The 23,443-nt window shown below is 75.0% G+C and carries 20 protein-coding genes; 8 read left to right on the plus strand and 12 right to left on the minus strand.

The genetic code is table 11. The features are described from left to right. Both F8568_RS22790 and F8568_RS22795 read right to left on the minus strand, forming a co-directional pair. Positions 1 to 362 (minus strand): Gfo/Idh/MocA family oxidoreductase (locus tag F8568_RS22790; RefSeq protein ID WP_160573731.1); only part of this gene is annotated, 362 nt, incomplete at its 3' end. Then, complete coding sequence (locus F8568_RS22795; protein ID WP_328600984.1) at positions 359 to 1,510, minus strand: DegT/DnrJ/EryC1/StrS family aminotransferase; 1,152 nt, start codon at positions 1,508 to 1,510, stop codon at positions 359 to 361. The genes F8568_RS22790 and F8568_RS22795, both read right to left, overlap by 4 nt. A gap of 193 nt (positions 1,511 to 1,703) precedes the next feature. Between F8568_RS22795 and F8568_RS22800 the strand changes: the two genes are divergently transcribed. The 5 genes from F8568_RS22800 to F8568_RS22820 all read left to right on the plus strand — a co-directional run bounded on the left by F8568_RS22800 (position 1,704) and on the right by F8568_RS22820 (position 7,729). Then, positions 1,704 to 2,135: a type II 3-dehydroquinate dehydratase gene (locus F8568_RS22800; protein WP_328600985.1), complete on the plus strand. Its 432-nt coding sequence runs from the start codon at positions 1,704 to 1,706 to the stop codon at positions 2,133 to 2,135. Continuing rightward, on the plus strand, positions 2,132 to 3,019 hold the full coding sequence (locus F8568_RS22805; RefSeq protein WP_151595707.1) for an ROK family protein: 888 nt from the start codon (positions 2,132 to 2,134) through the stop codon (positions 3,017 to 3,019). Before F8568_RS22800 ends, F8568_RS22805 begins: the two co-directional genes overlap by 4 nt. 50 nt (positions 3,020 to 3,069) lie before the next feature. Then, entirely contained in the window at positions 3,070 to 4,065 is a 996-nt protein-coding gene (locus F8568_RS22810) for a 3-dehydroquinate synthase (RefSeq protein ID WP_202125242.1), read from the plus strand. Position 4,066: 1 nt separating this feature from the next. Beyond that, positions 4,067 to 4,864 (plus strand): shikimate dehydrogenase family protein, encoded by a 798-nt coding sequence (locus F8568_RS22815; protein WP_151595709.1) that lies wholly within the window; start codon positions 4,067 to 4,069, stop codon positions 4,862 to 4,864. Positions 4,865 to 4,939: 75 nt separating this feature from the next. After that, positions 4,940 to 7,729, plus strand: coding sequence for a BTAD domain-containing putative transcriptional regulator (locus F8568_RS22820; RefSeq protein ID WP_151595710.1), 2,790 nt, complete (start codon positions 4,940 to 4,942; stop codon positions 7,727 to 7,729). Here the strand turns inward: F8568_RS22820 and F8568_RS22825 are convergent. Next, entirely contained in the window at positions 7,720 to 9,147 is a 1,428-nt protein-coding gene (locus tag F8568_RS22825) for an MFS transporter (protein WP_151595711.1), read from the minus strand. The genes F8568_RS22820 and F8568_RS22825 overlap by 10 nt on opposite strands. A gap of 156 nt (positions 9,148 to 9,303) precedes the next feature. Here F8568_RS22825 and F8568_RS22830 point away from each other — a divergent pair, with 156 nt between their 5' ends. Next, positions 9,304 to 9,861: an NADPH-dependent FMN reductase gene (locus tag F8568_RS22830; RefSeq protein WP_151595712.1), complete on the plus strand. Its 558-nt coding sequence runs from the start codon at positions 9,304 to 9,306 to the stop codon at positions 9,859 to 9,861. A 78-nt stretch (positions 9,862 to 9,939) separates the two neighbouring features. On the opposite strand, the gene F8568_RS22835 is transcribed toward F8568_RS22830, so the two are convergent. The 8 genes from F8568_RS22835 to F8568_RS22870 all read right to left on the minus strand — a co-directional run bounded on the left by F8568_RS22835 (position 9,940) and on the right by F8568_RS22870 (position 20,319). Then, positions 9,940 to 10,407: a pyridoxamine 5'-phosphate oxidase family protein gene (locus F8568_RS22835; protein ID WP_328600986.1), complete on the minus strand. Its 468-nt coding sequence runs from the start codon at positions 10,405 to 10,407 to the stop codon at positions 9,940 to 9,942. Continuing rightward, positions 10,404 to 10,808: a TIGR03618 family F420-dependent PPOX class oxidoreductase gene (locus tag F8568_RS22840; RefSeq protein WP_151595713.1), complete on the minus strand. Its 405-nt coding sequence runs from the start codon at positions 10,806 to 10,808 to the stop codon at positions 10,404 to 10,406. Before F8568_RS22840 ends, F8568_RS22835 begins: the two co-directional genes overlap by 4 nt. A 104-nt stretch (positions 10,809 to 10,912) precedes the next feature. Beyond that, the gene (locus tag F8568_RS22845) at positions 10,913 to 12,121 is read right to left on the minus strand and encodes a macrolide family glycosyltransferase (protein WP_151595714.1); all 1,209 of its coding nucleotides are present in this window, start codon (positions 12,119 to 12,121) and stop codon (positions 10,913 to 10,915) included. A gap of 123 nt (positions 12,122 to 12,244) precedes the next feature. After that, positions 12,245 to 13,882 (minus strand): ABC transporter substrate-binding protein, encoded by a 1,638-nt coding sequence (locus F8568_RS22850; protein ID WP_202125243.1) that lies wholly within the window; start codon positions 13,880 to 13,882, stop codon positions 12,245 to 12,247. 35 nt (positions 13,883 to 13,917) lie between these two features. Then, the gene (locus tag F8568_RS22855) at positions 13,918 to 15,588 is read right to left on the minus strand and encodes a dipeptide ABC transporter ATP-binding protein (RefSeq protein WP_151595716.1); all 1,671 of its coding nucleotides are present in this window, start codon (positions 15,586 to 15,588) and stop codon (positions 13,918 to 13,920) included. Further along, a complete protein-coding gene (locus tag F8568_RS22860) occupies positions 15,585 to 16,490 on the minus strand; it encodes an ABC transporter permease (RefSeq protein ID WP_151595717.1) in 906 nt (301 codons plus the stop codon). Before F8568_RS22860 ends, F8568_RS22855 begins: the two co-directional genes overlap by 4 nt. 5 nt (positions 16,491 to 16,495) lie before the next feature. Continuing rightward, positions 16,496 to 17,470, minus strand: a complete 975-nt coding sequence (locus F8568_RS22865; RefSeq protein ID WP_151595718.1) for an ABC transporter permease — start codon at positions 17,468 to 17,470, stop codon at positions 16,496 to 16,498. A gap of 95 nt (positions 17,471 to 17,565) precedes the next feature. Further along, positions 17,566 to 20,319, minus strand: a complete 2,754-nt coding sequence (locus tag F8568_RS22870) for a family 78 glycoside hydrolase catalytic domain (RefSeq protein ID WP_151595719.1) — start codon at positions 20,317 to 20,319, stop codon at positions 17,566 to 17,568. A 201-nt stretch (positions 20,320 to 20,520) separates the two neighbouring features. Between F8568_RS22870 and F8568_RS22875 the strand changes: the two genes are divergently transcribed. Together F8568_RS22875 and F8568_RS22880 are read left to right on the plus strand one after the other, a co-directional pair. Next, positions 20,521 to 21,540, plus strand: a complete 1,020-nt coding sequence (locus F8568_RS22875; RefSeq protein WP_202125244.1) for an LLM class flavin-dependent oxidoreductase — start codon at positions 20,521 to 20,523, stop codon at positions 21,538 to 21,540. 83 nt (positions 21,541 to 21,623) lie between these two features. After that, positions 21,624 to 22,061: a winged helix-turn-helix transcriptional regulator gene (locus tag F8568_RS22880; protein WP_151595721.1), complete on the plus strand. Its 438-nt coding sequence runs from the start codon at positions 21,624 to 21,626 to the stop codon at positions 22,059 to 22,061. A 6-nt stretch (positions 22,062 to 22,067) separates the two neighbouring features. On the opposite strand, the gene rfbH is transcribed toward F8568_RS22880, so the two are convergent. Continuing rightward, positions 22,068 to 23,414: a lipopolysaccharide biosynthesis protein RfbH gene (gene rfbH / locus F8568_RS22885; protein WP_236009051.1), complete on the minus strand. Its 1,347-nt coding sequence runs from the start codon at positions 23,412 to 23,414 to the stop codon at positions 22,068 to 22,070. Positions 23,415 to 23,443: the final 29 nt, after the last annotated feature.

A 23,443-nucleotide genomic window follows, 5' to 3' on the forward strand; every position in this document is an offset into this window, starting at 1 on the left:
CCCGCCTGGACCACCGCGCCGCCCGCCCGTCCGGCCCCCGCGCGCCGGTCCGCCTCGGCGCCGCCGCGGCAGCCCGGCTTCTCCAGGAACACCGGCAGGCCGTTGGAGAGCAGCCGGGCCGCGACGGGCGCGTGCAGGTGGTTGGGGACGGCGACCACCGCCAGGTCCACGGTCGCCGGGTCGAGCTCGTCGACCGTCGCGTGCGCGGCCGGCGCACCCGCCGCGGCGCGCGCGGCCGGGTCGGGGTCGACGACGGCGGTGACGGTGTAGCGCTCGTGCTCGTGCAGCCGGGGCAGCCAGATCTGGCGTCCCGCCCAGCCGAGCCCGACCAGGGCGACGCGAACGCGCGCGGGGCCGCTCATGCCGCCCTCACCGCGTCGGCCACGATCTCGGCGACCCGGTGGATCTGGTCCTCGGTGCCGAGCAGCGTGCGGTGGTGCAGCCAGATCCCGTCGCCGGTGAGCGCCTCGGCGTTCGGGCAGCGCGCCGCCAGCTCCCCGGCCGTCGCGTCCGGCGCGCCGGTCTCCCAGAAGGCGGCCGTGCGGTAGACGGCGCGGAACACCACGAAGGCGGGCACGCCGCGCGCCACGAGCGCGTCGACGAGCGCGTCGCGGCGCTCCCCCGCCAGCTCCGGTACCCGGAACATCGCCATGTAGTGCGGCACCCGGTCGGCGCGCGCGTCCCGCTCCTGGGGCACGACGCCCGGGATCTCGGCCAGGAGGCGGGCCAGCACGGGCGCGCGCCGCTCCCGCGTGTCGATCTGGTTGTCCAGGCGGCTCAGCTGGGCGCGCAGCACGGCGGCGGAGAACTCGTTCAGGCGGAAGTTCGAGCCCGAGGTCCGGTGGTGGTAGCCGCGGTCGTCGCGCGGACGGCCGCAGCTATGCCGCAGGAAGCCCTCCTCGTGGGAGTCGCGGTCGGGGAAGGTGACCGCGCCGCCCTCCCCCGCCGTCATGAGCTTGCCGTTCTGGAAGCTGTAGGCGGCGATCGTGCCGAACTCCCCCACCCGGCGGCCGTTCCAGCGGGCCCCGTGCGCGTGCGCGGCGTCCTGGACGAGCGGGACGCCGCTGTCGGCCGACAGCTTGGCCAGCGCGTCCATGTCGGCGAACTGCCCGGCGATGTGCACCGGCATGATCGCGCGGGTGCGCGGCCCGATCGCCGCCGCCGCGGCCGCCGCGTCCAGGTTGTACGTGCCGGGGTCGACGTCCACCGGCACCGCGACCGCGCCGAGCCGCTGCACCGCCTGCGACGAGGAGATGAAGGTGAACGCCGGCACCAGGACCTCGTCGCCCGGGCCGACCCCGAGGACCTGCAGGGCCAGCTCCAGCGCGTGCGTGCCGTTCGTCACCGCGAGCGCGTGCGCGGCGCCCTCGTGCTCGGCGAACTCGCGCTCGAAGGCGTCGACCTCGCCGCCGCCCATGCGCCACCACTGGCCCTGCTCCAGCGCGCGGGCCAGCCCCTCGCGTTCCCGCTCGTCGTACTGCGGCCACTCCGGCAATCCGATATCACTCACGTGCTCCACATCCCTCCGCGTCATGCGCTCCGGCCGTTCCACAAAGCGTCCCCAGCGGGGATTTCATCGGCACGGTACCCAAGCGAGGAGGGCATTTCCCATCCCCTATCGCACCCCCTATATTTCCCTTACTCGAATGTCGCGCAGAGATTCCGCGCACCAAATGCGAAGCGCATGTTATATAACGGCGGTCGTGCAGTTGCTTTTGCTGAACGGACCGAATCTCGGGATTCTCGGGCGCCGGGAGCCGGAGATCTACGGGACCGACACCCTGGCCGACGTCGAGACGGCCGTCCGCGCGGAGGTGGCGGCGCGCGGCTGGGAGGTGGTGGCGGTGCAGCGCGAGTCGGAGGGCGCGCTGATCGAGACGTTGCACGGCCGGTGGGACACCGTGGGCGCGATCGTGAACCCGGGCGCGCTGATGATCGCCGGCTGGGGGCTGCGGGACGCGCTGGCCGCCTACCCGCGCCCGTGGATCGAGGTGCACCTGTCGAACGTGTGGGCGCGCGAGTCGTTCCGCCACGAGTCGGTGCTGGCCCCGGTGGCCGACGGGGTGATCGTCGGGCTCGGTTCGCTCGGCTACCGGCTCGCCGCCCGGGCCCTGCTCGCGCTGGTGCCGGAATGACCCGCCTCGGGATCGACGTCGGCGGGACCAAGGTCGCGCTGCGGCTGGCCGGCGCGCACCGGCCGCCGCGCGACGCCGCGTTCCGCTGGCCGGCGCCGGCGGACCCCGCCGCGGACTGGGCGGCCCTGGCCGGGGAGGTGGCGCGGCTGCGCGCCCGAGCGGACCCGCCGATCGCGGCGGTCGGGGTCGCGCTGCCCGCCGCCGTCGACTCGGCCGGGCGCGTCACCGCCTGGCCCGGCCGCCCCGCCTGGGTCGGGCTCGACGTGGGGGCGCGGCTGCGCGCCCTGTTCCCGGGCGCCGCCGTGCGCTGGGCCGACGACGGCGACGTGGCGGCGCTCGCGGAGGCCGAACGGGCGGGAGCGCGGAGCGCGGTGTACCTCGGCGTCGGCACGGGCGTCGGCGGCGGCGCCGTGCTGGACGGCCGGCCGGTGCCCGGATGCGAGGCCGGCCACCTGGTCGTCGACCGGTCGGCGCGGGAGGAGCGGTGCGACTGCGGCCGGTTCGGCTGCGTCCAGGCCGCCGCCTCCGGTCCCGCGATCCTCCGGCGGGCGACCCGGCTGCGGGGCTCGCCCGTCCCGTTCACCGGGCTCCGCGACGGGCTGGCGGACGGGGCCCGGTGGGCGGCGGCCGCGCTGGAGCCGGCCTGGGACGCGCTCGCGGCCGCCGTCACGGGCCTCGGCGAACTCCTGCATCCCGAGATCGCCGTGATCGGCGGCGGCGTCGCCGCGGGGCTGCCGGGCTTCACCGAGGCGGTCGCCGAGCGCGTAGCGGGATACGCCCGTCCCGGGTACGCGGCCCCGCCGGTGCGGCCCGCGGCGCTGGGCGCGCTGTCGTCGCTGCACGGAGCACTGCTGCTGGCCGAGCGGGGAGGAGGCCCGGCGTGACCGGACGGGATGAGGGGACGGCCACGACTTCGCGATGCGTGGAAGTCGCCTTGGGCGAGCGTTCCTACCAGGTGCGCATCGGCGCAGGGGTGCGCGCCGCGCTTCCCGGCGTCATCGCCGGCATCGGAGCGAGGCGGGCCGTGGTCGTCTCGGCCAGGCCGGAGGAGTGGACACCGGATCCCGGGGTGCCGGCCACGGTGCTCCCCGTGCGCGACGGCGAGACCGGCAAGACGCTGTCGCAGGTGGAGGAGCTGTGCCGGCGCTTCGCCGATCTCGGGCTGACCCGGTCGGACGCGGTCGTGTCGTGCGGCGGAGGCACCGTCACCGACCTGGTGGGCCTCGCGGCGGCGCTCTACCACCGGGGCGTCCCGGTCGTGCATCTGCCGACCTCGCTGCTGGCGCAGGTGGACGCGAGCGTCGGCGGCAAGACGGCGGTGAACCTGCCGCACGGCAAGAACCTCGTCGGAACGTACTGGCAGCCGCGCGCGGTCCTCTGCGACACCGACTACCTCGCGACCCTCCCCCGCCGCGAGTGGACCAACGGGTACGGGGAGATCGCGCGCTGCCACTTCATCGGCGCGCCCGGCCTGCACGGGCGTCCGGTGGACGAGCAGATCGCGGCGAGCGTGGCGCTCAAGGCGTCGGTCGTGGCCGCCGACGAGCGCGACGCGGGCCGGCGCCACCTGCTCAACTACGGGCACACGCTGGGCCACGCGCTCGAACGCGCCACCGGCTACCGGCTGCGGCACGGGGAGGCCGTCGCGATCGGCACGGTCTACGCGGGGCGGCTCGCCGGCCGGCTCGGCCGAATCGGTCCCGCCCGCGTCGCCGAGCACCATGCCGTCGTCGCCGCCTTCGGGCTCCCGACCGGCCTGCCCGAGGACGCCGGCCGGGACGCGCTCATGCGCCTGATGCGGCTGGACAAGAAGGCCGCGGACGGGCTCGCGTTCGTGCTGGACGGCCCGCGCGGCGCCGAGCTGGTGACGGGCGTGCCGGGATCCGAGGCCGCCGCCGCGCTCGCGGAGATGCCGGTCGGGGAGGGCTGACATGGGGCGCATCACCGGCACCACCCGGCTGCTGGCCGTCCTCGGCGATCCGGTCGAGCAGGTGCGGGCCCCGGCGCTGGTCAACCCGCTGCTGGACCGGCTCGGCCGGGACGCGGTCCTGGTCCCGATGCGCGTCCGGCCGGCGGACCTCGCCCCGGTGGTGGACGGGCTGCGGCGCGTCGGCAACCTGGACGGCCTGCTGGTCACCGTGCCGCACAAGATCGAGATCTGCCGGCACGCCGACGTGCTGGCCCCGGCGGCCGCGTTCACCGGCAGCGCCAACGCCCTGCGCCGCGAACCGGACGGCCGCTGGCACGCCGACAACTTCGACGGCGTCGGCTTCGTCCGCGGGCTGCGCGCGTGCGGCCACGACCCGGAAGGCCGGCGCGTCGCGCTGGTGGGCGCGGGCGGAGCGGGCGCCGCGCTCGCGGCGGCGCTGCTGGAGAACGGGGCGGCCCGCCTGTCGGTCTGCGACACCGACGCCGAACGCCTCGGCGCGCTGCTCGCCCGCCTCGCTGATCGCTGGCCGGGCCGGGCGGCCGGCTCGGCCGTCCCCCGGGTCGGGGACGCGGACATCGCCGTCAACGCCACGCCTCTCGGAATGCGCGCGGGCGACCCGCTGCCCTTCGACCCCGCGCTGGTGCCGCCGGACGGCGTGGTCGCCGACATCGTCATGAGCCCCGCCGAGACGCCGCTGCTGCGGGCGGCGGCCGCGCTCGGGCGCGCGGTCCATCACGGATCCCACACGCTCGATCACCAGCTGGAGTGCTACGCGGCCTACTTCGGCCTCGCGGGTTGACCACCATTGCAAGTAATACAGATAGAATTAGTATGAAATACCCGCCATGACGAGACGGTCGACAGGGGGACCCCCTTGCGATTCAGCCTGCTCGGTCCGCTGGAGGTGGTGCGGGAAGGCCGGCCCGTCCCGCTCGGAGGGGTCAACCAGCGCGCGGTGCTGGGCTACCTGCTCCTGCACGCCGGGACCGTGGTGTCCACCGGCGACCTCATCCGCGCCCTGTGGCACGATCCCGTGCCGCCCACCGCGCGCAAGATGGTGCAGAACGCCGTCGCCGGAGTGCGCCGCGCGCTGCCCGCCGACGGTTCCTGCACGCTGGAGACCGCCTCGCCCGGATACCTGCTCCGCCTCGACCCCGGCCTCATCGACGCCACCCGTTTCCGCACGCTGCTGGAGCGCGGCCGCGCCGACTTCCGCGCGCAGGCATGGGAGCCGGCGGCCCGGCGTCTCCGCGAGGCCATCGCGCTGTGGCGCGGCCCCGCGCTGGCCGACGTCATCGAGTCCGTCACCGCGTGGCCCGAGCTGACGGTGCTGGAAGAGGCGCGGCTCGCCGCGCTGGAGGACTGCTTCGAGGCCGAACTCGCCCTCGGCCGCCACCACGAGCTGATCGGCGAGATGACGTCCCTGGCCGACGAGGAGCCCGCCCGCGAGCGGCTGTGCGGCCTGCTGATGCTGGCGCTCTACCGAGGCGGGCGCCAGCGCGAGGCCCTCGCGGTCTACCAGGAGCTCCGCCACGTCCTGCGGGACGGCTTCGGGCTGGACCCCGGTCCCGAGCTCAGGCGGATGGAACGCGACATTCTGAACCAGGACCCGCGGCTCGCCCTCGCGCGGGGGACGGCGCCCGGTAGGGCGACCGGCCCCCTTCCGGAACCCGCCGCTCCCGGCGCGGCGGGTGCGGAGAGCACAGCGGGTGCGGAGAGCGCGGCGGACCGCCCCGCGACCGCGCCGCCGTCCAGGACGCCCTGCGGCCGAACCGCCGACGCGCGCGACCGGCTCCCCGGCGGCGGCCGCGCCGGCGACGCCGGGCGTCCCGTCTCCGAGCGCAAGCGGGCGAGCGTCCTGCTGGTGCGCACCCGCGTGGACGCGGCGCACGGCTCGTCCGAGTGCGTCGACGAGACGCTCGACGATCTTGCCCGGATCATCGCCGAGGAGGCCCGCCGCTTCGGCGGGGCCGTCCGCGAGACGCTCGGCTCGGTCCGCCCCGTGCTGTTCGGCTTTCCGCGCTCGCACGAGGACGACCCGGAGCGCGCCGTCCGCGCGGCCCGCGCCATCCGCGCGCGGGTCGCCGACCGCGTCGCGGCTTTCCTCGGCGTCCGGATAGCCGTCGCCACCGGCGACGTCCTCGCGACCTACCGGGACGAGCACGACCCCTCTCCCGCGCAGCTGGCGGGGACGGTGCCGCACTCCGCCGAGCGGCTGCTGGCCCACGCGCCGCCCGGCGGTATCCGGGTCTGCCCCGTGACCGCCCGCGCCGCCGGCCTGCACGCCGCCGCGCCGGAGGACGACCCGGCCGGCGGCGTGCCCGTCGCCCCAGGGCACGGACCGCTGCCGTGGACACCCGTCCCGGCGCACTCCGGTCCGCCGGTCGGCCGGGACCGGGACCTGGAGATCCTCCGCGGCCTGCTCGGCGACGTGCGCCGCAGGCAGCGCCCGCACCTGGTCACCGTCCTCGGCGAGCCCGGCATCGGCAAGAGCCGCCTGATGGCCGAGTTCGCCGCGGACGTCCCCGGATCCGTCCTCGTCGGCCGCACGCCGCCCTACGCGGGCGGGGTCTTCGACCCGCTCGCCGACGCGGTGCGGTCGCGGCCGGACGGCGCCGAGACGGCCCGGCTGATCGAGCGCCTCCCCGCGGAGGCCGGAGCCGCCGCCTGGCGCCGGCACGTCGCCGACCTCGCGCTGGACGGCCCCCTCACGATCGTCCTGGAGGACCTGCACCGCGCCGGCACGGCCCTCCTCGACCAGGTCGAGGACCTGACCGAGCAGCTCGCCCGGGTGCCGGTCCTCATCGTGGCGACGGCCCGGCCCGAACTGCGGCAGCGCAGGACGCGCTGGGGCTGCGGCAAGCGCGACGTCACCACGCTCACGCTGGACCCGCTGCCCGACGATGAGGTCCGCGCGCTCCTGCCCCGGCCCGCCGACCCCGTGCTGCTCACGCTGGTCGGCGGCAACCCGCGGCACGCCGAGGAGTACGCGCGGGCCGTGCGCGGGGACGCCGGTGACGCCTCCGACGGCGCCTACGACGGCGCGCCCGTCCCCGGGCCGCTGCGCGCCCTCATCGCCGCCCGGATCGACACGCTGCCGCTCCCGGAACGGGCCGTCCTGCGGGACGCCACCACCTTCCCTGAGAGCGGCTTCCGGGCCGAGGGCGTGGCCGCCGTCTCCGCCCGCACGACCGAGGAGACCGCCGAGGCCCTGCACGCCCTGGAGCGCAAGGACTTCCTCGTCCGGCGGCCTCCGGACCGCTCCGGCGCGCCGGAGTACGCCATCCGGCAGCCGCTCCTCCGCGAGGTCGCCCACGCCCAGCTGCCGCGCAGCCAGCGGATCGCCCGGCACCGGCGCGCGATCGACTGGGTCGGCACGCTGCCCGCGGACCAGGCCGACCTGCTCGTCCACCACTACCGGCTCCTGGTGGTCCTCAACTCGCCCGACCTGGCCCACGACGCGGCGCGGCAGGCCCATCACGCGCTGCTCGCCGCCGAGCGCCGGGCGGCCGCGGCGGGCGCCCACGAGGCCGCCGCCCGGTGCCGGCGCGCCGCCCACGACCTGCGCCGGGGGCGCGCTCGCGGCGCACCGTCCTGGGCCGCCGCGTTCCACCTGCCGCCGTCCCGGCGCGTGGACGGCTCACCGGTCGCCACCTACCGCTGAGCCGCCGCCGGGCCGTCCCGCGACAGGAGCAGAGCGATCACCAGCGCGAGCGCGAGCAGCACCGCGCCCGCGGCGAAGCCGATCCGGTACTCCTGCGTCAGCGCGGCCGGTCCGTCCGACGCTCCTGCGTGCCGGGTCCCGGCCGCGGCCAGCGCCGCCATGCCCGCGAGCCCCAGCGCCCCGCCGACCTGCTGCGCGGTGCCGATCACCCCGGAGCGGACCCCGGAGTCGGCGTCGGACGCGCCGGTCATGGCGAGCGCGGTGGCCGCCGGCAGGACCAGGCCCGCCGAGACGCCGAGCGCCAGCATCGCGGGCAGCACGTCCGCCGCGTAGGTGCCCGACGCCGGTGCCCGCGCCAGCCAGCCGAACGCCAGGATTCCGGCGGCGAGTCCCGCCGGCAGGACGCGGCCGACCCCGAAGCGGACGATCAGCCGCTCGGCGAGCGCCAGCGACGTCGCCCCGATCACAGCCGACGCCAGCAGGTAGGCGAGCCCGGTCTCCAGCGGGTCGAGGCCGAGCACCTCCTGCAGGTACAGCGTGACCAGGTACTGGAAGCCGAACATCGCGCCGACGAACAGCGCCTGCAGCGCGTTGCCTCCCGTCCAGGTCCGCGAGCGGAAGACCGACAGGTCCAGCAGCGGGGCCGCGGCCCGCCGCTGGCGCAGCACGAAGCCCGTGAGCAGGGCGAGCGCCGCCGCGGCCGGGACCGCGGTGACCGCCGCGCCGGACCCGCCGGGCCCGAGCGAGCCGGTCGCGAAGACCAGGAGCATCAGCCCGGCGGTGACCAGCGCCGCGCCGAGCAGGTCGGCGCCCGCGTGCCAGCCGATGCCGCGGTCCGGCCGCAGCGTGCGGCGGCCGAAGAGCAGCAGCAGCGCGCCGATGGGCACGTTGACCAGGAATATCCACTGCCAGCCCAGCAGCTCGGTGAGCACCCCGCCGCCGAGCGCGCCGACCGACCCGCCGCCCGCGGCGACGAACGCGATCACCGTGATGGCCCGGACCCGCTCCCGGCCCTCGGGGAACAGCACCACCGCCATGCCGGTGATCACCGAGCCCGCCATCGCGCATCCCACACCCTGCACGAAGCGCGCGACCACCAGGACCGCCGCGCTGCCGGACGCGCCGCACACCGCCGAGGCCGCCGTGAACACCGCGATGCCGCCGAGGAACACCCGCCGCCGCCCGAGCAGGTCGCCGAGCCGGCCGCACAGCAGCAGGAGCCCGCCGAAGGCGACCAGGTACCCGTTGACGACCCAGGACAGCTGCGCGCCGGCGAGGCCGAGGTCGGCGCGCATCCGCGGCAGCGCCACCGCCACCCCCGTCCCGTCGACGATCAGCATCAGCTGCCCGGTGGCGAGCACCGCCAGGGCGGGCCGGGGGGAGCGCCCGGTCCGTACCGCGGTCTCCGCGACGTCCATCCCGCCTCCCATTCTTTTGCCGCGATCGTGCCACTCGGATCCCTAATGGAAAAGAAGGAACATCGATGTAACCACGGGAAGGGAAAGTGCCTTCTTCCGCCCTTCTCGGGAACTGGTGAAGGATGGACGCGACCCGAAGCACAGGGAGTGGAAGAAATGACGAAGATCGCCATTGTCGTGGGCAGCACGCGGCCGGGCCGGATCGGGCGCCCGGTGGCCGAGTGGGTGCACAAGGTCGCGGCCAAGCGCACCGAGGCCGAGTACGAGATCGTCGACCTCGCCGAGCAGGGCCTGCCGCTCTACGACGAGCAGATCCCCGCGGCCGTCGGGCAGTACGCCGGCGAGCACACCAAGCGCTGGGCCGGGGTCGTCGCCGGATACGACGGATTCCTCGTCATCACGCCGGAGTACAACCACGCGCCGCCCGCCGCGCTGAAGAACGCGTTCGACTTCGTGCACGCCGAGTGGGCGAACAAGGCGGTCGGCTTCGTCGGCTACGGCGCCGTCGGCGCCGCGCGGGCCGTGGAGCAGCTGCGGCTGGTCGCGGCCGAGCTGAGCGTGGCGTCGGTGGCCGCGCAGGTCACCCTGCTCATCCCGGGCGACTTCCCGAACTACCCCGAGTTCGCCCCGCAGGAGTTCCGCGAGGCCGAGCTGGAGCGCGTGCTGAACCAGCTGGAGTCCTGGTCGAAGGCGCTGGCCACCGTCCGGGCCTGAACCCCGCACGAACCCGGACCCCCGCACGGCAAGGTCGGGCACCCGCCAGGTGCCCGACCTTGCCGTGCCAGACGAGGATCAGGGCACGTCCAGCCTGGTCCCGTACAGCCGCGAGACCCGGAGTCTGATCAACAGCCGGCGGTCGAGGACCATCTGCTCCAGGAAGGCCTTTTCGGCGCCGGCGTCCTCGAAGGGCGGCTCCAGCCCGAGCAGCTCGCGGCCGGCGGCGTCCCCGGGGACCTCGCTCACGGCCGACAGCTCGGCCCTTCCTTCGGCGACGGCGAATGCCAGGTGGTCCGCGCTGGACACGTACAGCGCCGCGCGCGGGTCCCGGCGCAGCCGCCGCACCTTGGCCCGATCGTCCGTGGTGCTGATCCTCGCCACCCGCTCGGCCGGATCCCAGTGGTAGGCCACCGTGGACAGGTGGGGATGGCCGTCGCGCTTGTTGGCGGCCAGCGCGCCCATCCGGTGTCCGGCCAGCAGCGCCGCGAGTTCGCCGTCGGACAGCGGCAGCGGCCCCGGCCCCTGTCCCGGCCCGTAGGTCACTTCGCGGGCTCCGGCGGGAACGCGATGACCTTGTGCGGGACGATGCGGACGACCACCCGCGAGACGTCGTCCACGTCGTGGACCTCGTCGAGGTACTTCAGCGTGAGCTCGTCGGCCAGCTCCTTGCCGCCGCCCTCCAGGACCTTCGCGGTGCCGCGGATCTCGATCGAGGTGACCGGGTTCTCGATGTCGAACACCGAGAGGTTGACCCGCGGGTCGCGGGAGATGTTGCGCTCGGTGCGGCGGCCGGCGTGCGTCACGAACAGCAGGGAATCGTCCTCGTCGCGCTTGATCAGCACGATCGAGGAATGCGGGCTCCCGTCCTCGTTCACGGTGGCGACCACGGGGAAATTCTTGTTGTCGACGAATGCCCGGGTCTTCTCATCGAGTTTCTCAGCCATGCGGCAAAGGTATATTCGGGAACGGTCCCCGGACTCCCCTGATCACCCCCCTATTCCTCCGGTCCGGAGCGGCGTCCGGCCACCGGCCGATGACCGCCGCGCGGTCACGGCGCCGCCTTCCGCGCCGGGACGCCGAGGCGGGCCTCGATGACGTCCGCCGCGCGCCGCGCGCCCCCGGCGGCCCGGGCGTGCGCCTGGAGCTCCAGCATCCGCCGGACCACCGCGGCGTCCGACGCGACCGCGGCCGCCTCGGCGACGAGCCGGTCCGCGTCCAGCTCGGAGGGGTCGATCACGCGGCCCGCGCCCAGCTCGACGGTCCGGTCGGCATAGGGGAGGAAGTCGGCGGCCGGCGGGACGATGACGACGGGCGTAGCGGTGTACCAGGCCTCGACCAGCGAGCCGCTGCCGCCGTGCGTCACGAACACGTCCGCGTGTTCGAGGACGCTGACGTTGGACGCCCAGCGGTGGACCTCCACGTTCGGCGCGAGCCCGGCGAGCCGCCCGACGTCGGCGTCGGCGAGGCCGTCCCCCACGGTCACGACGACATGCCACTCCGTTCCGGCGAACGCGCGGGCCACCGTCTCGAAGAATCCGGCGTCGCCGTTGCGGACGCTGCCCAGGGACACCAGCGCCACGCGGGCGGCGCCCGCCGGCGGAGTCCAGGCGCCCAGGAAGTCGCGCTTGTCGACGCTCGGCCCGACGAACACGACCTGCTCGGGGTCGAAGGTCTCGTGCTCGGGCTGCATGCGGGGCGGGACGAACGAGATCGTCAGCTCCCGGACCCGCCGTGTGCTCCACAGGAAGTCCTCGAGCCGGTCGCCGAGCCCGAACCCGGCGAGCGCCCCGGCGATCTCCTCGACCGGGTCGGCCGGCCGGTGGCCGGGCGCGAGGCGGTCCATGTGGTCGAAGTAGGAGTAGTGCTCGTTCGACACGACGCCCGGGGTCAGCAGGACGGGCGGCAGCCCCCACAGGGCGGACAGGAGGCGTCCCGCCTGGAAGGCCGCCTCGTCGTAGGCGACGGCGTCGGGGCGCTCGTCGCCGAAGTGCTCGCGCGCGGCACGCAGGATCTCCAGGTTCTCGCGGAAGAACGCCCGGGTGGCCGCCGCCGGGTCGTCCTCGGCCAGGCTGGCCAGCGGGTCCAGGGAGGGATAGGTGACGACCTCGGCCCCGAAGCGCCGCACCCGGTCGGCGGGGCCGCCGGCCACCACGTAGGTGATCCGGTGCCCGCGGCGGACCAGCCGGTCGACGAGGTCGAGTTTCGGCAGGACGTGCCCGTTGGACGGGATGTCGAGGACGAGGAGGTGCAGGGTCATGGCGATGCTCCGATCCGCCGCCGCGCGGCACGTCAGGCGAAGAGGCACGTCAGAGGGAGAGTCCGTGCACGTCCCGTGCGGCGGCCTCCGGCACCGGGCCGTCGCGGACGTCCGCGCGGTGGGTCACGACAGCCAGACGTCCTGCAGGCTGGGCAGCCGGGAGTCGGCGTCGAGGGCGAAGCCGTGCACCTTCTTGCCGACCGCGACCACGGCGGTGTCCTCCACCAGCGGTGTGTAAAGCCCCTGGGAGATGATGCGCTGCTGGGCGTCGGCCAGGATCTTGGCGCGGGCGGCCTCGTCGGTGGTGGTCGCCTGCTTCGCCAGCAGCGGCTGCAGCGCGGCGTCCTGGACGTTGTAGAAGTTCGGTGGCGCGGTACTGAAGGTGCCGAGCAGGCTCACCCCGGCGTCCAGGCCGCCGGCGACGCCGGACAGGAACAGGTCCCACTTGTGCGCCTTCAGCGCCTCCACCGACTGGGCCGCGGTCGCGAGCTGCGGTTTCAGCTCCACGCCGATCTTCTTGTACTGGGCGGTGACGAGCTCGACGAGCGGCTGGTCCCACGGGTTGCCGCGGTCGAGCCAGCCGAGGGACAGGGTGAGGCGCTTGCCGCCCTTGGCCCGGACGCCGTCGCCGCCGGGAACCCAGCCGGCCTTGTCCAGGAGCGCCGACGCGGCCTTTTGGTCCGGCTTGAGCAGCGCGCTCTCGTCGGCGTGCCCGACGACCGCGCCGGTGACGACGCTGTCGGGCACGCCCCACTCCGGGGTGAGCAGGGTGTCGCGGATCTGCCGGGTGTCGACGGCCTTGACGAGCGCCTGCCGGACGGCCGCGTCGTCCAGCGGCGCGCGGTCGGCTCCGGTCACCACCAGGCCCTCGGCGAGCCGCGGGTTGCGCTGCGCGACGATGGAGAACCCCGCCCTGCGGACCGGTGCGATGTCGGACGGGTTGAGCGCGCCGGCGAGCTGCACCTGGCCGGTCTTCAGCGCGCCGGTGCGGACGCTCGGTTCGGTGATCACCTTGTAGACGACCTTGTCGAGATGGGCGTCCCCGGTGTGCTCGGCGGTCCGCGGCCCCCACGCGTAGCCCTTGCGCTTGGTGAGCACCACCTGGCTGTTGCGCGTGTACGACCGGAGCACGAACGGCCCGGTCCCGACGATCTTGTCGAAACGGTCGGCGACCGGCAGCGCGAGCGTCTTCGGGGCTAGGATGCCGAAGCCGACGCCCGCCGCCCAGAGCGGCCACGTCGGGTACGGCTTGGCGAAGTGCTGGACGACCGTGTGGTCGTCGGGCGCGTCGGTCCCCTTGTAGCCGCCCTGCTCCAGCAGGGAGACGGACGTGGAGCCCGCGACCTTGGCCTTGTTGGCGATGATGTCGTCGAAGTTGGCCTTGACGATCTTCGCGGTCAGCGGCGTCCCGTCGGAGAAGGTGACACCGCTGCGGAGCTTGAAGGTGAACTCGGTGGCGTCGGCGTTGGCCTTGAACGACTCGGCGAGCCAGGGCACGGGCTTCTTGGTGGCCGGGTCGAGCGCGAGCAGCGAGTCGACGATGGGGCGCGAGACCTCCCGGACGAGCGGCGTGACGGCGCGCGGGTCGATGGTGACCGGGTCGCCGGCGAGCGCGACGGTGAGGGTGCCGCCCGCCTTGGGAGGCCCGCCCGCCTTGGAGCCCCCGTCCGACGAGCCACCGCCGCACGCGGCCAGCAGCAGCGCCGCGGCCGCGGCGGCCGGCGCCACCTTGAATATTCCGACCGTTTTTATCTGGAACACGGTCCGGGTTCTCCTTGTCATGATGGCCGGCCGCCTCATCGGCGGCCGGGGATGGCGTCGAGCAGCTCCCGCGTGTGGCCGTGCCGTGCGCCCGCGAAGATCTCCTCGGTGGGGCCGGACTCGACGAGCCGGCCCCGGTGCAGCACGCCCACCTCGTCCGCGATGTGCCGGACCACCGCCAGATCGTGGGAGATGAACAGGTAGCTCACGCCGAGCTCGGCCTGCAGCGCGGCGAGCAGGTCGAGGATCTGGGCCTGCACGGCGACGTCGAGCGCGGACACCGGTTCGTCGCACACGACGAGCTCGGGGTTGAGCACGAGCGCCCGCGCGATCGCGACGCGCTGGCGCTGCCCGCCGGACAGCTCGGCCGGCCGACGGGCCAGCACCGAGGCGGGCAGCGCGACGAGGTCCACCAGCTCCCTCGCCCGGCCGCGGCGCTGCGCCCGCGACCCCAGCCCGAACGACGCCAGCGGGTCGGTGACGATCTGCTCGACCGTCCGCCGCGGGTCCAGCGACGCGTACGGGTTCTGCTGGACGATCTGCATCCGCCGCCGCAGCAGGCGCTGCGCGGCGCCCCGTGTCCCGGTGATGTCCTCCTCGCCGAGGAGCACGCGCCCGCCGGTCGGGTCGGCCAGCCGGAGGATCAGCCGCGCCGTGGTGGACTTCCCCGATCCCGACTCGCCGACCAGCCCGTAGGTACGCCCCCGGGGGATCGTGAAGCTCACTCCGTCGACGGCCCGGATCGCGGTGGCGCGGCCGGCGGCGCGGGGCGGCCGGAACTCCTTGACCAGCTCCTCGACGCGCAGGACGGGCACGTCCGGCCCGGCACCCGCCTCCGGGGCGCGGGCTGGGCGCGGCTCGGCGAACGGGTCGCCGGGGATCGCGGTCAGCCGGACGCGGTGTCGGCGCGGCGTCCGCGCGAGGCCGGGCGCGGCGTCGATCAGGGACCTGGTGTAGGGGTCGCGGGGGTCGGACAGCACCTCGCCGGGCGTGCCCTGCTCCACGATCGCGCCGGACCGCATCACCAGGACGCGGTCGGCGCGCTCGGCGGCGACGCCGAGGTCGTGGGTGATCAGCAGCAGGCCGGTGCCCGACTCGCGGACCAGCGCGCCGAGGAGGTCGAGGATACGGCGCTGGACCGTGACGTCCAACGCGCTCGTCGGCTCGTCGGCGACGATGAGCCGGGGGCGCGCCGCGATGGCGATCGTGATGAGGGCGCGCTGCCGCATGCCGCCCGACAGCTGCGACGGGTACTGCCGCGCCTGGACCGCGGGGTCGGGAAGCCCGGCGTCGGCGAGCAGCTCCAGCGTGCGGGCGCGGGCGGTGCGCCGGTCCGCGCCTCCCGACAGTCGCAGCGCCTCGGCGACCTGCGCGCCGATCCGCTGCACCGGGTTCAGCGACGTGCCGGGGTCCTGCGGGATGAGCGCGATCTCCCGGCCGCGCACCTCGCGCCATCGCCGTTCGGGCAGCCCCGCGAGGTCCCGGCCGTCGAAGCCGATGCGCCCGCGCTCGACGCGGGCCGACCGCGGGAGCAGGCCGAGCAGCGCGTACGCCGTCGTGGACTTGCCCGACCCGGACTCGCCGACGATCGCGACCGTCTCGCCCTCCCCCACCGCGAAGCTCGCCGCCTCCACCGCGCGGACGGCTCCGCGGCGCGCGCGGTAGTGCACGGTCAGGTCCTCGACCTCCAGGAGGCGCGGGCTCATCGCGGTCCCGTCCCTTCACCGTCGAAGGCGCGCGACACCCGGTTGGCGGCCAGCACGGTCAGCGCGACCACCGTGCCCGGCAGGATGGACAGCCACCAGGCGCTGCCGAGGAAGTCGCGCCCCGAGGAGACCAGCGACCCCCATTCCGGCGTCGGCGGCTGGGCGCCGAACCCCAGGAAGCCGAGCGTGGTCACGCCGAGGATCGCCTCGCCGAACAGCAGCAGGGTGAGCACCCACACCGGCCCCATCGAGTTCGGCAGCACGTGGCGGAGCACGACGCGCGTCCACCGCGCCCCGCCGGTCCGGGCGGCCTCCACGAACCCGCTCTCGGACACGCGCAGCACCTCGGCGCGCATCACCCGCGCGGTGCTGGCGACGGCGGCGACGCCGATGGCGATCCCGACGTCGACCGTGTCGCCCTTGCCGAGCACCGCGACCAGCATCAGGGCCAGCAGCAGGCCGGGAATCGCCAGCAGCACGTCGACCAGGCGCATGATCACCAGGTCGGCCGCGCCGCGCAGGAAACCCGCCAGCAGGCCGAGCACCGTGCCCGCGCCGAGGCCGATCGCCGTGGCGAGCGCCGCCGCCGGCAGCGTCCGCCCGGTTCCGTGGACGGTCTCGGCGAACAGGTCGCGGCCGAGCCGGTCGGTGCCGAACGGATGGCCGGGCGACGGGGCGTGCAGGTGCGCGGCGGTGTCGACGGCCAGCGGGTCGCCGGGGGCGAGCAGCGCCGGCGCGACGGCCGCGACCACGACGAGGCCGACCCACAGGAGCGCCAGAGCGAGCCCGGGGTCGCGCAGCAGGTGCGCCAGCGAGCGCAGCAGGCCGCCCGCGGTCCGAGGCGCGGAACCCGGCTCCGGGAAGCGCTCGCCGGCCGGGAGCGCGACGTCGGTGACCGACATCCCGCTCACCCCCGGCCCGCGAGCCCGGACAGCGCGAAGCGCCCGGCGGGGCGCCGCGCGACCGCGAGCCGCGGATCGAGCACCTGGTAGAGCAGGTCGACGGCGAGGTTGACGGTCACGAACACCAGCGCGCCCAGCACCACCACGCCCTGCACGACGGGCAGGTCCTCGGCCGCCACCGCGCCCTGGGTGACCTGGCCGAGGCCGTTGCGGGAGAACACCGCCTCGACCACGATCGCGCCGGTGAGCAGCCCGCCGACGAGCAGCCCCGCCAGCGTGAGGGCGGGGAGCGCGGCGTTGCGCAGGACGTGCCGGACGTTCACCCGCAACGGCCCCGCACCCTTGGCGCGCGCGACGGCCACGTAGTCCTTGCCGAGCTCGTCGCCCATGCTCTTCGCCAGAACCTGGCCGATGAGCGCCGCCGGCTGGACGGCGATGGTGACGGCGGGCAGCACCAGCCCGCGCAGGCCGCCCTCCCCGATCGCGGGGAAGACGTTCCAGGTGAAGGAGAGCCACTGCAGCAGGAGCAGCCCGATGACGAAGGCCGGGATCGCGACGCCGAGGGGCGGCAGGCTCAGCAGCGCACGCCGGAGCCGGCGGGAGCCGGTCACGGTGGCCAGCACCGCCAGCCCCGTCCCGAGGAGCACCCCGAGGACGAGCCCGGCCCCCGCCACCGCGAGGGTCGGCGGGAGCGCCCGCCCGATCAGGGACGTCACCGGCTCGCCGGACTGCAGCGAGCGCCCGAGGTCCCCGTGCAGCGCCCCGCCCAGTTTGGTCAGGTACTGCTCCATCAGCGGCCGGTCGAGGCCCATCTCATGCCGGAGCAGAGCGAGCTGCTCCGGCGTGACGCTGTTGTTCGCGCCGGCCGCGATCGCGGCCGGGTCGCTCGGCAGCGCGTACAGGACGGCGAACGAGAGCGTGTACGCCGCCCAGAGCACGAACAGCCCTTGGAGCACTCGTCCGCCCAGAAACCGCGCCATCGATTCGAAGCCCTTTCTCCGCCGGCGGTTCCGGCGATTGCGATCCATGCCCAGGCTGCCGTGAACGGCAGATCCGAAACCCCTTCCGCGACCCCCTACGCCACCCCTGAACCGGCGGGCGCCGGCCGCGCGGAGAACGCGTGGGCGCCGGGGCCGGCCTCCGCCCGCGACCCGTCGGGGAGCACCACCTCGGCCGTCGTGCCGGGCGGGACCGTGACCTCCAGCGAGAACCGGCCGCGCTCGGACCGCCACCCGGCCTCGATCCGCCCGTAGGGGCAGTCGTAGGTCACCTCGGCCCAGGTCAGGCCGCCGCCCGGCCGCGGCTCGACCCGGAACCGCCGGTAGGCGGGCAGCTCGGGGTCGAGCCGCACGCCGGCGACGTGGCCGTGCAGGAACTCGACGACGCTCGCCCGCGTCGGCATGTTCAGCGCCAGCATCGTGGCGCCGTTCGGGGCGATGCCGTCCCAGGTCTCCCAGAACGTGGTCCCGCCGTTGTCGATCACCGACATCCAGGACCGCGGCCCCCTGCGCAGCAGCAGTTCGTAGGCGAGGTCGAGGTGGCCGTTGTCGGCGAGGACGGGCAGCAGCAGGTGCGTCGTCGGCAGCCCCGTGCCGGGCCGCGTGCCGGCGGCGCGGATCAGCTCCGCCAGCCGGTCCGCGGTCCGCGCCCGCAGCGCCTCTGGGACCAGGCCGTAGGCGAGCGCGCGCAGGTGCGTCGCCTGGGTGTCGCAGGCCAGCCCCCCGTCGGCGGTGATGAACTCGGCCTGCCACGCGGCGCGGACGTCGTCGGCGAGGCGCCCGTACCGTTCGGCGTCCCCGGTCTTGCCGAGGACGCCCGCGATCCTGGACAGCAGCCGGGCCGACCGGTGGAAGTAGGCGGTGGCGAACGCCGCGTGGTCGCGGGACTCCATCTCCTCGACCACGGCGGCGGTGAAGGAGTCCAGGTCGGTGGCCCAGGTGGTGCGCCGCCCGCCGAGCGACGCCGGCCGCCGGGGCGACACCGGGCGCTGCGGCGGCGCGGGTTCGAGGTGCTCCCCGAAGTGGTAGCCGGTGTCCCAGAGGAACTCCTCGTGCGGCGCCGGGACGGGCCGCGCGGCGCGCCGGTCCGGGTGCCGGCGCTCCCGCGCTATCCGGGCTACCCGGTCGACCCATGCGGTCATCGACGGGTACTGCCGCTCCAGCAGGCCGTCGTCGCCGTAGGCCCGCCACGTCTCCCACGGGACCACCACGGCCGCGTCGCCGAAGCCCGCCTGGCCGTGCGGGATGGCGAACCGCGCGGTCAGGCTGCGCGGGCCGAGGGGGTCGGGCGCGTAGTTGCGCACCGTCCCGTCCGGCCACTGGTCGGCGGCGAGGTCCGCCAGCCACTTGGCGCTCAGCCCGGACACGTCGTTCAGCAGCCGGGCGCCCCGGATGTTCCACCCGAAGTCGGTCCATCCGGCGAGCTCACGGGTGATCTCGGCCGTCGGTACGTCGCAGGCCTGGTTGCGGTAGGTCCAGTACGCGATCTCGTGGAGCCGGTCGAGCCGCTCGTCGCTGCACCGGAACCAGCCCGTGCGCGGGAGGTCGGAGCTGACCGCGACCGCCGTCACCGCGTCGGCGGTGAGCGGGCCGGGATGCCCGTCGACGCGCAGGTAGCGGAAGCCGTGCCGGGTGTGCCGCGGCTCGAAGGCCGGGCCGTCCGGGCCGGCCGAGACCACCTGGTCGGTCTGGATCCCGCGCGCCGGCGTGTACCAGTGCAGGGTGGCCTGCCCGCTGGCGGTGTTGACGTCGGTGCCGTCCGGGGTGAGCGCCTCGGCGTGGGTCAGCGAAAGCACCGTGCCGCGCGGTCCGAGGCCGGCCAGCCGAACCCATCCGCCGAGGTTCTGGCCGAAGTCGACGATGTGCCGGCCCGGTTCCGGGCGGGTGATCGCGACCGGGCGCAGTTCCTGGAGCCGCCGCACGGGCGGAGCGGGCGAGGAGACCAGCCGGGCCGCCGGACGCTCGCGCACGGCGACGGGCGCCCAGCCGCCCTCGACGGGCCCGGGGGCGCTCCACCCGGCCGGCTCGTCGCGCAGGTCGGCGGCGACGCCGTCGAAGAAGTCGGCCGCCTTGACGGCCCCGACCGCCGCTCGCCAGCGCGGGCCCGTCCCCGCCACCGTGGACGTCCCGTCCTCGTGGTCGGCGTGCAGTTGGACCAGCAGCGCGGTGCGGTCGCCGAATCCGTCGGGAAGGCGGTGGAAGGAGGTCCGGCCGCGGAACCAGCCGTCGCTGAGGACGGCGCCGAGCACGTTGGCGCCGGCGCGGACCGCGGCGGTCACGTCGTACGCCTGGACGTGCAGGTGGTCGCGGTAGGCGGTGAAGCCGGGGGCGAGTTCGGCGTCCCCGACCCGCTCGCCGTTCAGGAACAGCTCGTACAGGCCGCACGCCGTGGCGTACACCCGAGCCCGGACGATGGGCCGGTCGACCGTGAACTCGCCGCGCAGCAGGTAGCCGGGCCGCAAGCCCGCCGGCGGCACCTCGGCCTCCGCAGGCCCGATCCACGCGGCGGCCCAGTCGTCCGGATCGAGCAGGCCCATCTCCCAGGCGGCGGGCTCCGACCAGGCGCTGGTGCCGGCGTCGGTGCGGACCCGCACCGCGCACCGCACGGGCTCCCGCGACGCGAGCAGCGGGCCGCCGAAGGGGACGAACAGGCTGCGGTCCGACGCGACCCACCCGGTGTCCCACGACCGGTCGCCCGCCCGGCCGCGGATCCGGTAGGCCCGCTGCGTCCGGGTCCCGGGCGGCAGCCGCCAGCTCAGCCGGGGCGACCGCTCCGTCAGCCCCAGCGCCGCGGGCCGGTGCTCCAGCCGCAGATCGGTCGGCGCGGACACACCCCACCCCCTTTCGGACCATTCCTGACCGCGTGTGCGCACAGGAAAGCACGGGACCGGGTGGTAACAGCAATGTTCCTTCTTCCGGGGCCGCCGCCCACCGCCTACGTTTGGCGACTGGAGAAAAGCGATCCGCGTTCAGCGGAATCGCGGGCGCGGACGAATGCGAATACGGCGGTACCGATCGTGAAGTTCTTCGGGGTGGCTCCCATCCGTTTCCTGGATTCCGCGGGCGCGGACGAGCCGGCCGCAACGCGCGCGAGCTTCGGCCGCACGGTCGCCACCGCCCGGTACATGGAGGAGCTCGGCTTCGACGGCTTCGGCGTGGGCGAACGCCACCACTGGCCGTTCCTGTCCAGCGCGCCGCCGGTCGTCCTCGCCCACGTGGCAGCGCTGACCAGCAGGATCCGGCTGTTCACCGGCGTGACCCTGCTGTCGATGCTCGACCCCGTGCGCGTCGCCGAGGACTACGCGACCCTGGACCAGCTGTCCGGCGGGCGGCTGGAGCTGATCGTCGGCAAGGGCGCCGGGCCGGGCGGCGCGCTGTTCGGCCTGGCGCCGGGCGAGCAGCGCCCCGCCCTCGCGGACAACTTCCGGCTCCTGCACGAGCTGTGGACCAGGGACGAGGTCTCCTGGCCGGCGGGACGGCGGCCGCGCCTGGACGGTGCGCGCGTCCTCCCCCGGCCGCTGCGCGGGCGTCCCCGGATCTGGCACGGGAGCTCCTCGTCGGCGGAGTCGGTGGCCCTCGCCGCCGAGTACGGCGACCCGGTCGTGTTCTCCAACGCGGGAGCGTCCAGCGAGAGCGTCCGGCCCCTGGTCGAGCACTACCGCGCCGAATGGGCGCGGCGGGGCCGTCCCGCCGACCGGCTCTTCACCGGCGCGGGCACGCCGGGGTTCCTCGTGGCGAAGACCTCGCAGGCGGCGATCGCCGCGTACCGTCCCGCCTACGAGCGCCTGGTCGCGATGCAGCGCGGCATCGGCGCCCGCCCGGCCTTCGCCACCGTGGAGGAGTTCGCGGCGCGCTCGCCGGCGCTCGTCGGCAGCCCCGAGCAGATCATCGACAAGGTGCACCGCCAGCACGAGGTGTTCGGCCACTCGCTCGTCGTGGTCAGCGTCGACCCCGACGGCCTGTCGGAGCACGACCACCGGACGTCCCTCGAACTGCTCGCGACCGAGGTGGCGCCGGCCCTGCGCACCGCGCTCCCCGATCCGCCCCCCTGACCCGCCCCTGCCGGGCGGGCATCGGTTGCCCGCCCGGACGGGCGCGTGCGACGCTGAGGCGTCCGCACCGGGAAGGGAAGGCGATGACAGCAGGATCTCGGCTGCCCGACGACGTCGAGCCCGACACGTGCGCCGCATTCCGCGACGCCCTCGACCGGGTCGGCAGCAAGTGGGGAATCGCGATCATCGCGGCGGCGAGCGACGGGCCCATCCGGTTCGCCGAACTGCACCGGTCGATCCCCGGCATCAGCCGCCGCATGCTGACCCTCACGCTGCGCACGCTGGAGCGCGACGGGCTCATCACCCGCACCGTCCACCCCACCGTGCCCCCGCAGGTCGAGTACACCGCCACGGCCCTCGCCGAGGAGCTCTACGCCTCCACCCGCGCCCTGTCGGCGTGGGCCGAGAACAACCACGCGAAGATCGCCGCCGCGCGCGCCGCCTACGACGGCAACGAGGCCGCCCGGCAGGAGGAGCACACCGCGCCCGAGGCGCGGGTCCGGGCCGATCCGCGGCCGTGACGCGGGCTACCGCCGGCTCGTGACGAAGTCCCTGACCGTGGCGATCACGTAGTCGATCATCTCGTCGGTGAGACCGGGGAAGACTCCGATCCAGAAGGTGCGCGCGGTGATGGCGTCGCTGTTGGCGAGGCTCCCCGACACCCGGTACTCCCGGCCCCGGTAGGCGGGCTGCCGGGTGAGGTTGCCGGCGAACAGCATCCGGGTGCCGATCCGCCGGTCCTCCAGGTGGGCGACAATCTCGTCCCGGTCGAACGGCGCGTCGGCGGTGACAGTGATGACGAAGCCGAACCAGCTCGGATCGCCGCCGGGCGTGGGCTCGGGCAGGAGCAGACCCGGAAGGCCGTCCAGGCCCTCGCGGAGCCGCCGCCAGTTGCGGCGCCGGGCGGCGCCGAACTCCGGCAGCCGCTTGAGCTGCGAGAGCCCCAGCGCCGCCTGCAGGTCCGTGGTCTTCATGTTGTAGCCCACGTGCGAGAACGTGTACTTGTGGTCGTAGCCGTACGGCAGGTCCCCGAACTGCTGGGTGTAGCGCTTGCCGCAGGTGTCGCAGTCCCCCGGCTCGCACCAGCAGTCCCGGCCCCAGTCGCGCAGCGACTCCACGATCCGCGCCAGCCTCGGCCGGTCGGTGGTGACGCAGCCGCCCTCTCCCATGGTCAGGTGATGGGCGGGATAGAAGCTGACGGTGCTGAAGTCGCCGAACGTCCCGGTCGGCCGCCCCCGGTACTTCGCGTCGACGCCGTCGCAGTTGTCCTCGACGAAGAACAGGCCGTGCTCGGCGGCCAGCTCGGCCACCTCGGCCGCCGGGAAGGGGTTGCCGAGCGCGTGCGCGATCATGATGCCGCGGGTCCGGGGGCCGATCGCCTCGGCGACCCGCTCGGCCGTGGTGTTGTAGGTGCCGAGCTCGACGTCGACGAAGACCGGCACCATCTGGTTCTGCAGGATCGGGTTGACGGTCGTCGGGAATCCCGCCGCGACCGTGACGATCTCGTCGCCCGGCTTCAGCCGGCCGGCGCCGATCTCCGGCTGCGTCAGCGCGGTCAGCGCCAGCAGGTTGGCCGAGGACCCCGAGTTGGTCAGATGGACCTTGCGGCGCCGCAGGGTCCGTCCGAGCTCCCGCTCCAGGGCGAGCGCGCTCGGGCCCGCGGCGATGCGCAGGGTGAGCGCGGCCTCGACCAGCGCCACCCGGTCGTCCTCGTTCAGGTCGGCGCCCGAGGGCATCACGAGCGTCTCGCCCGGGACGAAACGCCGGCTCCGCTCCCTTTCGCGGTGGTATTCGCGGACCAGTTCCAGGATCAGGTCCTGGGAGTCACCCATCATCGCCTCCAGGCGGCGCCACGAAGCACGCTCCTCGCCCATCAAAGCAATGCCTCGCGCGAGCGTGTCCC

It is taken from the genome of Actinomadura physcomitrii (assembly GCF_008923205.2).
Lineage (GTDB): Bacteria > Actinomycetota > Actinomycetes > Streptosporangiales > Streptosporangiaceae > Spirillospora > Spirillospora physcomitrii.